12 protein-coding genes are annotated in these 13,977 nt (G+C 30.4%); 2 read left to right on the top strand and 10 right to left on the bottom strand.

The features are described 5' to 3' along the window. Nucleotides 1–10: 10 nt before the first annotated feature. Nucleotides 11–1,330: an ABC transporter substrate-binding protein gene (locus N4A57_RS14395; RefSeq protein ID WP_293658696.1), complete on the bottom strand. Its 1,320-nt coding sequence runs from the start codon at nucleotides 1,328–1,330 to the stop codon at nucleotides 11–13. 210 nt (nucleotides 1,331–1,540) lie between these two features. Between N4A57_RS14395 and N4A57_RS14390 the strand changes: the two genes are divergently transcribed. Together N4A57_RS14390 and N4A57_RS14385 are read left to right on the top strand one after the other, a co-directional pair. Next, nucleotides 1,541–3,289 (top strand): sensor histidine kinase, encoded by a 1,749-nt coding sequence (locus N4A57_RS14390; protein ID WP_293658695.1) that lies wholly within the window; start codon nucleotides 1,541–1,543, stop codon nucleotides 3,287–3,289. Nucleotides 3,290–3,310: 21 nt separating this feature from the next. Further along, complete coding sequence (locus N4A57_RS14385) at nucleotides 3,311–4,804, top strand: response regulator transcription factor (RefSeq protein ID WP_293658694.1); 1,494 nt, start codon at nucleotides 3,311–3,313, stop codon at nucleotides 4,802–4,804. 124 nt (nucleotides 4,805–4,928) lie between these two features. Here N4A57_RS14385 and N4A57_RS14380 read toward each other — a convergent pair whose 3' ends face one another. The 9 genes from N4A57_RS14380 to N4A57_RS14340 all read right to left on the bottom strand — a co-directional run bounded on the left by N4A57_RS14380 (nucleotide 4,929) and on the right by N4A57_RS14340 (nucleotide 13,486). Continuing rightward, entirely contained in the window at nucleotides 4,929–6,215 is a 1,287-nt protein-coding gene (locus tag N4A57_RS14380; RefSeq protein ID WP_293658693.1) for an adenylosuccinate synthase, read from the bottom strand. A gap of 143 nt (nucleotides 6,216–6,358) precedes the next feature. After that, nucleotides 6,359–6,568, bottom strand: a complete 210-nt coding sequence (locus N4A57_RS14375; RefSeq protein ID WP_293658692.1) for a DUF1858 domain-containing protein — start codon at nucleotides 6,566–6,568, stop codon at nucleotides 6,359–6,361. 75 nt (nucleotides 6,569–6,643) lie between these two features. Further along, nucleotides 6,644–7,255: a GNAT family N-acetyltransferase gene (locus N4A57_RS14370; protein ID WP_293658691.1), complete on the bottom strand. Its 612-nt coding sequence runs from the start codon at nucleotides 7,253–7,255 to the stop codon at nucleotides 6,644–6,646. Between the two features lie 403 nt (nucleotides 7,256–7,658). Next, the gene (locus N4A57_RS14365) at nucleotides 7,659–8,153 is read right to left on the bottom strand and encodes a ferritin family protein (protein WP_293658690.1); all 495 of its coding nucleotides are present in this window, start codon (nucleotides 8,151–8,153) and stop codon (nucleotides 7,659–7,661) included. A gap of 17 nt (nucleotides 8,154–8,170) precedes the next feature. Further along, entirely contained in the window at nucleotides 8,171–9,496 is a 1,326-nt protein-coding gene (gene dnaB / locus N4A57_RS14360; RefSeq protein ID WP_293658689.1) for a replicative DNA helicase, read from the bottom strand. A 245-nt stretch (nucleotides 9,497–9,741) separates the two neighbouring features. Next, complete coding sequence (rplI, locus tag N4A57_RS14355) at nucleotides 9,742–10,188, bottom strand: 50S ribosomal protein L9 (protein WP_293658688.1); 447 nt, start codon at nucleotides 10,186–10,188, stop codon at nucleotides 9,742–9,744. Continuing rightward, nucleotides 10,185–12,179, bottom strand: coding sequence for a DHH family phosphoesterase (locus N4A57_RS14350; protein WP_293658687.1), 1,995 nt, complete (start codon nucleotides 12,177–12,179; stop codon nucleotides 10,185–10,187). The genes rplI and N4A57_RS14350 overlap by 4 nt, the downstream gene beginning before the upstream one ends. Nucleotides 12,180–12,193: 14 nt before the next feature. Continuing rightward, nucleotides 12,194–13,147, bottom strand: a complete 954-nt coding sequence (locus N4A57_RS14345; protein ID WP_293658686.1) for a YybS family protein — start codon at nucleotides 13,145–13,147, stop codon at nucleotides 12,194–12,196. A gap of 12 nt (nucleotides 13,148–13,159) precedes the next feature. Continuing rightward, nucleotides 13,160–13,486 carry a MazG-like family protein gene (locus N4A57_RS14340; protein ID WP_293658685.1) on the bottom strand — a complete coding sequence of 109 codons (327 nt, stop codon included), beginning with the start codon at nucleotides 13,484–13,486 and terminating at the stop codon, nucleotides 13,160–13,162. Between the last annotated feature and the right edge of the window lie 491 nt (nucleotides 13,487–13,977).

The raw sequence follows: 13,977 nt of genomic DNA, 5'->3' as shown, positions 1-13,977 counted from the left end.
TACCTTAGCTTCACTGTTTATTTAGTTCTATTTTTATGTGTTTTAAAGCTTCTTTAGGAGTATACTCTCCCTGTTCCACCTTTTGTACACATTTAAAATATATATGGGAATAATCATAATATTTATTATTGTTAGGAAGGAAAGTGGTATAATCAAGCATATATAATATAGAATTTAAAAATTCATTATTTTTTATAGATTTATCCTTTGCACTCCTTTTATTAATGGGCAAATGATATGTTTTTATATCGTGATTAACTTGATATTTAGGTTTTGAAACTTCCTTTAACAATTGTATAATCTCATTTTTATATTTGCTTTTATTAGATATGGTATATACAATAGGATGAGAAATAGTTATGGGTTTTTCTCCTTTTTTTGTAGATGGGATTAACATAACTCCGAATTTGTCCATGATCTCATCGTAAGAAGCACCTCCATCATTTATTAAATCAAACATGCCATAGGACCCGCCATACCAAAATAACACTTCATCATTTAAAACCATATCATATATTTCATTCCAACTTTTATAACTATTATCCATGGGAGTTATTTTTTTATTTTGAGCATTATCATAAAAATATTCTAAACTTTTTTTAAGATTATTTTCATTAAAAATAACCTGCTTATCCTCTATTGAATATGAGTCAAAATTTTTAGCCATCATGTAAAAGAATTGTCCATTAGTGGGCCTGTGTAAAATACCCCATGTACATATTTTTTCATTTATAGCTCTTTTAGCTAAATTAGTCATATCTTCTAATATAAATTCTCCACGAAGGACCCTTTCTGGTAAGTCATGAATCTCTTCATTAGACCATCCTAGTTTTCTTAGTTTATCTTTATTATAAAATATAAGCTCCACATCTACATCTTGAATGGCTGCCCAAATATTGTCTTGCCATTTTACTGATTTCCACAGAGTGGTGAATACATCCTTATATTCACTAGCTTCTTTTAGCTCATTTAAATTATATATATATCCATCCTTAGCTAGCCATGCTATATTTTCATGGCCTGTTATATATATATCCGGTTCTTGGTCTTTATTATAGCGATCTATAAACTCTTTTTTATATTTTTCCCATGAACCTATGTGATTTTCTGATTCTACAAAGATCCTTTTATCTTGTCCTTTAGCTTTAAATTTTTTATTTAATTGTTCACTGGCCTTTACTAAATTATCTATCCTAGTATTTTCAGCTCCAAAGGTAAAAGCTTTTATTTTTATAGTATTTTCACTTGAACTACCTGTCCCTCTAGGGACAGTTATTATTAATAAAATTATAATAAATATTATTCCTAATTTTATGACTTTTCTATCCATAAAAACAGCTTCGCTCCTTATTTCTTCCTATAGATTTCGTGGTTTTAAAATTATTTTATATATTAACTTGCCTATAAGGGAAAATCTATAATAGATTTTCATCTAACAATTCTTATAATATAATCTATTGCCTACATTGTATTATAATGCTAAAATAATCCTGTAATTGTAAATATTTTACTTTAATCTTTTAAGGGGGAGTTTTATTAATTGAATAATTTATTTAATAAGTTTTATAAAAAGAAACATTCCATATACAGCCAGATCATAAAAAGTCAACTTATATTATCCACACTTCCTATAATTTTTGTATATCTTTGTTCTTATTCTTTAATTTACTATATATCCATAAATAAAAATACTCAATATCTAGATGAAAACGCCTTACGCATAAACAAGGAAATTGACAATTATTTTCAAATAGCCATTAATTCATATGACATTTTAAATTCAAATCAAGAACTTAGACGTTTCTTAGTATCTGAGAACAGATTAGGATATAATAAGAAATCCAATTTGGATACAGAACAAATAAGTAAATTAAGTTATATATTTTCACCTAATGAATTTTATCAATTAGAATTGTTTGACTTAAATAAAAGAATCATAACTGATACTAAAATGAAAAGTACTCCCACTATTAATGAATTTTGGTATGAGGACTTTGTTAACAAAAGCCTCACTAATCACATCTATTTTTATGAATTTGAACATACACCTACTTTAACATATATTGTAGGCCTTTATAACTTTACAGAAAGTAAATTAATAGGTTTTACTAAATTTAATTTCGACTATTACCAATTTAAATCCTTTTTTAATAAGGAAATTAATCCTTCTACTAAAGTTTTAGTTCTAGACAAATTTAATAATAAAGTATATTCTTCCTTGTCCAATGGAAACTTAGAAAATTTTTTACTAAAAGTTGATTCTCATAATTTTAATAACTATATTAATGTTCATAAAAAAAAATACTTGATAAGTGTTAATACCTCTACATATACCAATTGGCAGGTTATATCCCTAATGTCCATAGATGATGAATTAAAGGAAATAGAATTATTTGGTCAAATACTTTTCTTTGCCATCATTCTTTTAATACTCATTAACATATCCATAGCTTTTAGAAACGCAAATACTATAGTTAAACCCATAAAAGATTTAATTTCATCTATAAAAAAGGCTGATACTCAAAAATTAGATTCCTACAATCAATCTAATTCTAATTTAATAGAAATTAGAGAGTTAGAACAGTCATATGAAAAATTAATGAATGAAATACAAAATCTTATTGAAAAAAATCATAAAATTAATTTACTGAGAATTGAATCCCAATTAAATGCTCTACAACAAAAGATCAATCCTCATTTTCTTTTTAACACCTTAGAATTAATTAATAGTTATGCCATCTTAGAAGATTCTCCTAATACTAGTTTAATGATTCAAAAGCTAGGAAATCTCTTTAGATACAATCTAAAGCAATCGGATATAGTAACCATAGAAAAGGAATTTGATTATATTAGAGATTATTTATTTTTGCAAAAAATCCGTTTTGATGAAGAGCTAAATGTAATTATTACCCTAAATGAGAAAATGCGTAACTATAAAATACCTAAATTAACGCTACAGCCTTTAGTTGAAAATTCTATCAAATATGGTTTCAATGATTTAGGTCATATGCAAAATACAATTACTATAGAGGCATATGAAGATAATAATAATATAGTTATATTGATTAAAGATAATGGTGTTGGAATGGACCAAAATAAGATAGATACATTAAACAAATCACTCCATGATGATATGGATAATTTCCATTCATTTGTAAATAGAAATGAACATATAGGCCTTAGAAATGTAAACTCTAGACTATGTCTCTTATATAAAATAAATCAAAGTCTTTATATAAAAAGTAGTTTATATAATGGAACTTCTATTAAATTGACTTTTCCAATATAAATATACAAAGGAGGATGGGCTATGTATAAAGTTTTAATAGTAGATGACAATAAACTCATTAGAAAAGCTTTAATCAAGCGAGTGGATTGGGAAAGTTTAAATCTTAAAGTTGTTGGTGAAAGTTCTAATGGTAAAGATGCCTTAAATCTAATTCATGATCTAACTCCTCATATAGTTATAACTGATATAAAAATGCCTCTTGAAGACGGCTTTTACTTAATACAAAATTCTAAAACCCAATATGCCTATATGGAATACATTATCATAAGCGGTTATGATGATTTTGTTTATACAAAAAAAGCCCTTTTAAATAAAGTAGTTAATTATATTTTAAAACCTATTAATACGACTGAACTGATTAATGCATTGTGTAAGGCCAAAGAGAATATAGAAAATTATTACGAAAAAAAAATACATGAAGAAAACAACTTCATTGAAGATACTTTTTCATGCCTTTTTCAAAACAAATTAAATAATGATTCCCTTATAAAATCCCTTGAATCTAGAAACTTCAAATTTTTATACAATAAATTTGTCATTTTATCCTTTAACCCTACTCACATTACAGATTACTTAAATTATAAATTTTATTTAAAGCAGGTGAAAGATGTTATTCTACTCCATGGCATTAATTCAATGAAATTTGTGGTATCTTTTCATAATCATTTATTTTTTGTTATTTTAAATAAGAACTTTATAGACGAAATTACCATCAGTAAAATTCAAGACCATATATCTAATATTTTTTCTCATACCAATGATTCCTCTAAAATGTATATGGGCCAATCCCATATATATTCCAATTCAAATTGTTTCAAATCTATGTATGAAGAAAGTATTAAAGATTTATACAAAAGGTTTATAAATGAAAAATCACTTGTTGAAACTAGAGTTTATACAAACGGAAATTTACAAACTGCCATTGAATTGGGTGTCCTTAATGATTCTTGTAAAATAGCCAAGGAGTTACTAAGAGATCCCTCTAATTTCATTTATCTTAAATCCACATTCAATACAGTTACAGCTATTATAGTTTCCATAATTTCATCACATGATTTAAATGTGGATTTAAGAGATTATAATTTTCATTGGGATAATTATTTACTTCAATTTAATAATCTAGAAGAAATTTTTCTTACTTTAGAAGAATTAATTTCAAAAATAATCACCCTTATAAAAGATAAAGCTAATAATGAAAATACAAATGCTCTTGTATTAAAATATATTAATAATAATTTTACTAGATCTTTAACTCTGAACTCTATGGGAAAGGATTTGCATTTGAATCCTATCTATATAGGTCAACTGATTAAAAAATCTACAAATATGACCTTTAATCAATATATGCATAAATTGAGAATAGATTATGCTAAGATTATTATGAAAGAAAATAAAGATTTAAAAATGAATCAGATAGCTTCTTTTATAGGTTATACTGATCCCCACTATTTTTTTCGCATATTTAAAAAAATAACCAACATGACTCCAAGGGAATTTAAAGAAAAGTCTTCTTAAAAGAAATTGTATAATTTTTATTTTAATTATGCCAAATTTTCCGTGAAATTATTATATTTAAATTAGAGCAATAAATAATTTAAATAAGGTACTACCAAATTTACTTTGATAGTACCCTTTATTTTTATCTAAATATTTTTTCTCTTATGATAGTTTGCTTTCTCTTTGGACCTACAGAAACGATCTTAACTGGAACTTCTAGAATTTCTTCTATTCTTCTTATATAGTTCTTTGCAGCCTCTGGTAATTCATCAAATGTTTCACACTTAGTAATATCTTCATGCCAACCATCTAACTCCTCATATACAGGTTCACACTTTCCAAGTACATCTAAACTTGCTGGGAAATGTTTAATAACCTTATCTCCCATTTTATATCCTGTACATATTTTAACCTTATCAAATCCAGTTAAAACATCTAATAACATGATAGAAATGGCAGTAAGACCGTTAACTCTAGCTGCATATTTAACCATAACAGCATCGAACCAACCACATCTTCTAGGTCTACCTGTAACAGTTCCAAATTCATTTCCTGCTACTCTGATCTTTTCTCCCGTTTCATTGTCCTCTTCTGTTACACAAGGTCCCTTTCCTACCCTTGTAGTATAAGCCTTTACAATTCCTAATACTTCTTCAATCATATTAGGTCCAATTCCAGCTCCTATTGGGAATCCTCCTGAAGTAGGGTGAGAACTAGTTACGTATGGGTACGTTCCTAGATCTATATCTAATAGAGTCCCTTGAGCACCTTCAAATAATACTTTTTTATCTGCTTTAACTGCATCATATACAGTTACAGTAGTATCATCTACGTACTTTCTTATCTTCTCTGCATATGCTAAATAATCTCCTACTATTTTATCCGCATCTAGCTTTTCTTCATCATAGATTTTCTCTATTATCTCATTTTTCTTTTCAATTTGAGCTCTTAATTTATCTTCAAAAGTATGGGTATCCATCATGTCGCAGATTCTTAAACCACTTCTCTCAACCTTATCCATGTAACATGGTCCGATTCCATTCTTAGTAGTTCCAATCTTGCTTTTACCCCTTTTGTTTTCAGCTAATTCATCAAGTTTCTTATGATAAGGGAATATTACATGAGCCCTATCACTGATCTTAATGTTATCTGCACTTACCCCTTGACCTTCTAAAGTTGCTACTTCCTTTAAGAAACCTTCTGGATCAAATACAACTCCATTACCTATTATGTTTATACAATCTTTATATAAAATTCCTGATGGTATTAAACGAAGAGCATATTTTTGGTCTCCAACAACTACAGTATGACCTGCATTGTTTCCACCCTGAGCTCTAACTACCACATCAGATTCTCCTGCTAAATAATCTATAATTTTTCCTTTTCCTTCGTCTCCCCATTGAGCACCAACAATTACTACTGTTGACATGTACTCCACCTACCTTTGTAGTTTTTTTAATACGAACATACACATAACATGTTATCAAATTGTATGTGTATAGTCAAATATATTTTGTGAAATTCCACATTTTTATTCGTAAGTAAAAAAGAGATGCTTAAGCATCCCTTTTATTATTCACCTTTAGCTTCAAAGTGCTTATTTAATTGCTCTACTAATTCATCTGCACTTATTCCGTGAACATTAGCAGCATCACTGATGCTCTCCATTGTAGCCCCTGGGCATCCTAAGCAGTGAAGACCAAACTTCATGAAAATTGGCGCAGTTTCTCTATCCATTTGTAAAACTTGAGCAACCCTCATATCTTTAGTTACCTTTGCCATAGTATTTCCTCCTTTAATGTATATGATTTTACATTTAATTATACCATTTTTTTGTATAAATCAAAGACTTTAATCTCATTCTAATACCATATTTTCTTGAGATATTTTTATTTCCTCATATTTTTCCTTAGTTATTTCCATATGAATGTATTTTAACAACTTACGATCCCTTTTATACCTGAAATATTTTTTATACTCTTTATACTTATCATTAGTAAATACTTCCGAGTCTTGATCTTCAAATAGTTCATACCTTTGCCCAAGGTTTTTAAATCCACAGCTTTCATAACATTTTAAAGCCCTTTCATTATATTCAGCTACCCGGAGTTTTAATTTTTTCATATTCATATTATAAAAATAATACTCCATAAACTTTAATATGGCACTTCTTCCATATTTCTTATTCATTTGAGCAGGATTCATAACTATGCCCAATTCACTACTTCTCCCAAATAATTTAATGTTTCTTATGGACATATACCCTACTATTTCCCTTTCTTTATTTTCTATAATAAAATTTCTTCTTCCCATTCTCTTCGTTCTTTCATAAAACCATCTATCACAATCCCTTTCACTCATCTGAGGAAAATTGTAGTGAAAAAAAAGAGGGTTTTCATGCTTTGTCCACTTAACCATTGCACTTACATCTTCCCTCGTCATACTCCTTATGTAAACTATCTTATCCATATTGTCCCCCCTTGATACCACTCCTATTCTGATTGTATGCCCTTTTAAATAAAAAAATACACCCTTTTATCTTTTATATTCTTATTTTCTCCCAAAAATCCCTTCTACAGATTTCATGGTTTTAAAATTTCTTTATACAGTAACTTGCCTATAAGGGAAACTATTGAAAATTTTTGGAACCCTGGAACGTCACAACATCCTATGCTACTCCAACATGACTCATGAACCTATCTACGAAGATTCACACTTTCGCTTGTAACAAGGACTGGGGTGGGAAAAATTTTCAATCTCTTTTCCTGAAGTAGGCACACCTAAAGTAAGTTTATAAATAACAAATCCATATTTAATGTTTCACGTGAAACGTTCTTTAAAATGAAAAAAAGCCCATAAATATGGGCTTTTTCTACTTTACTTCTTCTAATAAATTTCTAAATTCATGAAGATGCTTAATCTCTTCTTTTATAAGTCTTCTTAAGGTCTTTTGAGTTAATTCCTCTTTAGTATGCTTTAAAACCGTTTCATAAAATAATATGGAATCCTTCTCTGCCTGCATTCCCATTCTTATCACATCTGCAGGAGTTCTTACTAAGGAAATAGCTCCTCCTGTAACATTATTTACGTTAAATACGGAAGTCTCACTAATGGCCTTTAGATAAGCCGTTGTTTCTTCATCAAAAGAATTAACATCCTCGTTTAAAGACTTCTCTTTAACTCTCTCATATATTCTTTGGAAAGTTATCATATGCTCCATTTCCTCATCTGCTAACTGTTCAAGCATTTCTTTAACTTCTAAATCCTTAAATTTTTCTGCTGCACTTTTATAAAAATTGTATCCTGTTTCTTCAATTCCCTTTGCTATTTTTAAAACCTCTAACTCATTTAAATTAGAAAAAATCATTGTCATTCCTCCCCCATTTATTCATGATATCTGTCTAAATCAGCAAACTTTGTGAACTGACCCAACCAAGCTAACTCTACCGTTCCTGTAGAACCATTACGTTGTTTTGCTATGATAACTTCACCTATATTTTTTTTCTCCGAATCTGCATGATAATATTCATCCCTATATAAAAACATTACTATATCCGCATCCTGTTCTATGGCTCCAGATTCTCTTAAATCCGAAAGTATAGGTCTATGATCTGCTCTTAATTCAGGTGCACGAGATAACTGGGACAAGGCTATAACAGGACAGTCCATTTCCCTTGCTAATCCCTTTAATGCCCTAGATATATTAGAAATTTCCTGTTGTCTACTTTCCCCTTCACCAGTCATAAGTTGAAGATAATCTATTAGTACTAAGTCTAACCCCTGCTCCATCTTAAGTCTTCTACACTTAGCTTTCATCTCCATTACACTGATTCCTGGAGTATCATCTATAAAGACCTTGGCCTCAGATAGGGGTCCCATGGCACGAGCTAATCTTGGCCATTCATCTTCTGTTAAATCACCAGTTCTTATCTTTTGTATCTCTATTAATGATTCAGCACTAAGCATACGCTGAACCAATTGGTCCTTTGCCATCTCTAGACTGAATACAGCAACAGAAGCTCCACCTTTTATGGCAGCATTTTGTGCCACATTTAGTGAAAATGCCGTTTTCCCCATACTTGGTCTCGCTGCAATTAGTATTAAATCAGATTTTTGAAGGCCAGAAGTCTTTCTATCTATATCTGTAAATCCAGAAGTAAGACCTGTAATTCCACCTTTGTTTTCATACAATTCTTCTATCTGGTTGAAAGTATCTAATAATATATCCTTTATAACACTAAATCCATCTTGATTTCTCTTTTGAGATATGTCAAATATGCTTTTTTCTGCCCCATCTAAAATTTGCATAACATCTTCATCTGCACTATATCCCTTATCTAGGATTTCAGAAGAAGCTTTTATAAGTCTTCTCAAAATAGATTTTTCTTCTACTATTTGTGCATAATATTTCACATTAGTAGTAGTAGGTACCGCATCAGAAAGACTAGTTAAATAGGTTATTCCACCAATTGCATCTAACATATTCCTTTGAATAAGAGCCTCTGATAGGGTAACTAGATCTACTGGTTCATCCTTTTTATAAAGTTCTAGTATAGCTCCATAGATTTGACCATGAGACTCCCTATAAAAATCGTCCCATCTCAAAATTTCTGCTACTGTAATTATGGCTTCCTTATCTAGTATCATAGAACCTAATACAGACTGTTCTGCATCCATATTATGTGGTGGTATTCTTCCTAAGCTTTCCATTTACTTCCCCTTTCTATAATAGGGACGGTTTTGGAAAACACATTTCCTAAACCATCCCCATTCAATTAAACTTTTTCTATAGGACATATGAAAGAAATAAACTAGCCAGTTCTCTGAGAAATTTGGATTATTTTCAAGGCATGGTGAGCGAGCATATTAAACATATGTAAGCGATTCCATAACAAAGAAAATAATTCAAATAACCAGTGAAATGACTAATTTATTTTTTGAATATGCCTAATCTATTAAGCTTCTAAAACCTGCACACTAAGCTTTCCTACTACCTTAGGATGTAACTTTACTTCAACAATAGTTACACCAAGTGTTCTAATAGGATCATCTAGCTTTATCTTTCTCTTATCAACTTTAATTCCGTGGTTTTTATTTAACTCTGTGGCAATATCCTTTGCAGTTATAGAACCAAATAGTTTTCCACCATTTCCAGCCTTAGATTTTAAAACAATTTTTAGTTCCTCTATTTTAGCTGCCAATTCCTTAGCTTCTTGAAATTCTTCTTCTCTCTTTCTATCTTCAGCAGCATTTTGTTTTTCTAATATCTTCATATTTCCACTAGTAGCTTCCTTGGCCAACCCCCTTGGAATTAAATAGTTTCTCGCATGACCATCACTAGCATTTATTACTTGACCCTTTTTACCTGTTCCCTTTATATCCTTTAATAAAATTACTTTCATTGATCTTCACCTTCCTTAAAATATTCATCTATAGATTCTTCGAGCTTTTCTATTGCTCCTTCTAAATTCACCTGTGAAAGCTGTGCCCCTGCAACTGTAAGGTGACCTCCACCCCCTAGTTTTTCTAGTATTACCTGCACATTTATATCTCCAAGGGACCTTCCACTTATTATTATTTCATCATCCCCTCTATAGCCTAATACAAAGGATGCTATTATGCCCTTTATATTTAAGAGTTCATCAGCAGCTTGTGCAGCTACCAATGCTGGATTTTGTATACCCCTTGGGCAAATGGATAATGCAATTTGTCTTCCTATATCCCTTGCATTCTTTACTACCTCAGCCCTTGCCACAAAAGTATTTAAATCATCTTGGAAAAATTGCTTTACATTTGTAGTATCTGCCCCTGCACGTCTTAAATAAGAAGCCGCTTCAAAGGTTCGTACTCCCGTTTTAAATGTGAAATTCTTCGTATCAACAGTTATTCCTGCAAGCAAACTTTCTGCATCTAATTTACCTATATTTATTTTATCATTCATATATTGAAGAATTTCAGTTACCAATTCACATGTGGATGAAGCATAGGGTTCTAAATACTTTAAAACCGTATTGTCTATAAACTCAGCTCCCCTTCTGTGATGATCTATCAAAACTATTTTATTAGATTTAAGTAATGCCTCTGGACATTGGGTGAAACTTGGTCTATGGGTATCTACCACCACAATTAATGTATCCTTAGATACTATATCTAGAAATTGGTCGTTTGTAATAAAATCATAATTATTACTATTTACTAACTCATCATGTAATATTTTAATACCTGCATTACTTTTATTAAATACTATATAAGCATCTTTTCCTCTGTTCTTAGCAGCCCTATATACACCTATGGCAGCTCCTAAACTATCCATATCTGGAAACTTATGCCCCATGATAATTACTTCCTTTGCTTCATCTATAAGCTGTCTTAAGGCATGGGCTATTACACGGGCCTTTACCTTATTTCTCTTTTCCACAGCCTTAGTTTTACCACCATAAAATTCTATTAAGTCGTCTCTTTTTACAACGGCCTGATCACCACCACGACCTAAGGCTAAGTCAAGGGCAGCCCTGGCATATTCTCTAGTTTCAGTAAAAGTCTTTCCCCTAAGGCCCACTCCTATGCTTAAAGTTACAGGTATTGTATTTCCTGCCTCTATTTCTCTTATTTCATCTAGTATGGTAAACTTTCTGGCCTCTAGTGTATCCACATTTTGCCTTTCAATAAAGACTATATATTTATCCTTTTGGTACTTCTGAACAATTCCATTCATCTTTGAACACCAAAGGTTTATTCTTCTATCTATTTCTGCTATCATGAGCGGTTTATTTTCTTCGCTTACATTTTTAAGTACATCATCATAGTTATCTACTTCTATGATTAATACACTAGGCTTTTCATTATAATAAACTTCTAATAGATTGTTATAATCTGTAATATCTACCCAATAGAGCATTATAATATATCTTCTATCGTGTTTTTTATCAGTTTTTACAATATTATATAATAGATTATAGCATCTATCTTCAATTATTACCTTATTATATTTTTCTTTATCTCTCAATATACAATCTAATTTAAAATCTGGTATTATATTTTCAATATTCTTTTCTAATAAATCATTACATTGAAACATATTTGAAAAATTCTTATTATACCATATTATTTCTCCATCAAATTCCACTACTGTAAGGGGAGTAGGAGAATTTAGTATGGCATGTCTAGTTACAGAGTCCATATCAGAAGATAAATCTTCCACATACTTTGTCCATAATTCTTTTCTATCATATTGAATTTTTATATTATGGTATATTAAATATGCCACTAATAATAAACCAACTACTCCTATCACACGATTATAATAGGCTATTACTATTACAAGGAAAGATATGATCCATAAGTGAAGTTTTGTATCTGGAGTCAAAATCTTCATTAACAAGTTTTTTCTCATAATACTAGACACTCCTAACTTCTTTTAAGCCTTCTCACATTCATAATTGCATCTACAAAACCTAGTGTGGATAATATAGCTATAAAGGATCCATTAAATAACACAAATATGTATATTATTATTCTCACTGGTTTACTTAATTTAAATCTATGCATAAAGAAACTTACTAGGGCTAGTCCTTGTATAGAAAAAACTACTTGAAATATTATTAGGACATTTACAACTAATGTACTATAATTTACTACATTAAAATATCCGCTTATATAGGTCAAGGCCAAAATCAAGAAACTTCCCATAACAATGTTTTTAGGTAGTGTTACATATCTAAGAGGAGGTAATTCTGACACTTCCTCTTTACTTACTCTCTTTAATATTTTAATTGCCACTAAGTAATTTATATATGAAAATAAAGTAGACATTATAATAACCATACTAGGTATCATCATCATACTCATCTTAGACATCTGTTCCCACTGGCTACTCATTTCTTTAATTTGAGTTCCATCATATTTTAAATTCTTATATATACTAAGTTGCATATCAACAGATTGTTTCATCATGTCTGTTATCATATCTGTTATAGTAGTTCCCATTATGCTAGTGGTTATTTGAATAAGCACTGTGGTAGCTACTATTGCACCTATACTTCCACCTATTAAAATCTTACCTGGAGAATAATTTTTACTTAACATATACCCCACCACAATTGCTATTACTCCTGGAGTTAACATTGTAAAAAAGGCAGACGCAGGTCCTGTTATCATACTGATTATTAATGATGCCACAACTAAACCTAATATGGTAAAGCTAAGGCCCCTTCTCTTAGCAAGGATAATAAATGGTACAGGTATCAACAACAGTATAAATGTTAGTAATGGTATGTACGTGCCCATCACTGCAAAAACTGAGGTTAAGGTCACCATCATTGCTGCTTCTATCATACCTCTAGTTTTATTTTCCGTATTCAACTAATATCACTCCTAACTTCCTTTTCTGCTCAAATGTTGCTTCAGTGCAGACAAATCTCCATTCCATTCTTCTATTTTATGCTTTTCTAAAATTCCTAAACGTAATTTATCCTCTATTTTCATATCAACTCTAGAAAAATTTATACCAAGTCTTTTCCCTAGGACATAAGTAACTAATATTATATTAGCCAAAATATCCACTAATGTTTCTTGGGACGCTTTTTCTACTTTAAGAAGAATCTCAAACAGTGAGGCCATAGTAGTTAACAATTCACTTTTAAGCCATTCTATAAGCCTTATGTTCCTAGTTATGTCTATATTATTCCCATCTTTAAACACGGGCTCATCCCCCTTTAATATACATTATAACAAAATAAAATTTTTAAACAAATTCCCCTATAGATTTATCATGCCAAAACTTCCCCATACACTAACTTACCTATAAGGGGAAATATATTGAAAATTTTTGGAACCCTGGAACGTCACAACATCTTATGCTACTCCAACATGACACATGAACCTATATACGAAGATTCACACTTTCGCTTGTGACAAGGACTTGGGTGGAAAAGATTTTCAATAGTTTCCTGAAATAGGCTCACATAAAGCAAGTTTATACACCAGAAATCTATATAGATTTATTAACACTAAGCTTTCTTTATACAGTAACTTGCCTATAAGGGAAAATATATTGAAAATTTTTGGAACCCTGGAACGTCACAACATCCTATGCTATCTAAACATGACTCATGAACCTATCTACGAAGATTCACACTTTTGCTTGTGACAAGGACTTGGGTGGAAAAAATTTTCAATATATTTTCCTGAAA

The organism is Anaeromicrobium sp., assembly GCF_025210435.1.
Taxonomy (GTDB): domain Bacteria; phylum Bacillota; class Clostridia; order Peptostreptococcales; family Thermotaleaceae; genus Anaeromicrobium.
Note: the sequence above shows the minus strand (reverse complement) of the source record. Positions and strands in the feature narration are given on the sequence as shown.

Bases quoted from the DNA above. Each gene is read 5' to 3' on its own strand.
- N4A57_RS14350 (WP_293658687.1), bottom strand. From the start codon at position 12,179: ATGAGAAAAAACTTGTTAATGAAGATTTTGACTCCAGATACAAAACTT.
- N4A57_RS14380 (WP_293658693.1), bottom strand. From the start codon at position 6,215: ATGTCAACAGTAGTAATTGTTGGTGCTCAATGGGGAGACGAAGGAAAA.
- dnaB (WP_293658689.1), bottom strand. From the start codon at position 9,496: ATGGAAAGCTTAGGAAGAATACCACCACATAATATGGATGCAGAACAG.
- N4A57_RS14395 (WP_293658696.1), bottom strand. From the start codon at position 1,330: ATGGATAGAAAAGTCATAAAATTAGGAATAATATTTATTATAATTTTA.
- N4A57_RS14365 (WP_293658690.1), bottom strand. From the start codon at position 8,153: ATGATTTTTTCTAATTTAAATGAGTTAGAGGTTTTAAAAATAGCAAAG.
- N4A57_RS14375 (WP_293658692.1), bottom strand. From the start codon at position 6,568: ATGGCAAAGGTAACTAAAGATATGAGGGTTGCTCAAGTTTTACAAATG.
- N4A57_RS14370 (WP_293658691.1), bottom strand. From the start codon at position 7,255: ATGGATAAGATAGTTTACATAAGGAGTATGACGAGGGAAGATGTAAGT.
- rplI (WP_293658688.1), bottom strand. From the start codon at position 10,188: ATGAAAGTAATTTTATTAAAGGATATAAAGGGAACAGGTAAAAAGGGT.
- N4A57_RS14385 (WP_293658694.1), top strand. From the start codon at position 3,311: ATGTATAAAGTTTTAATAGTAGATGACAATAAACTCATTAGAAAAGCT.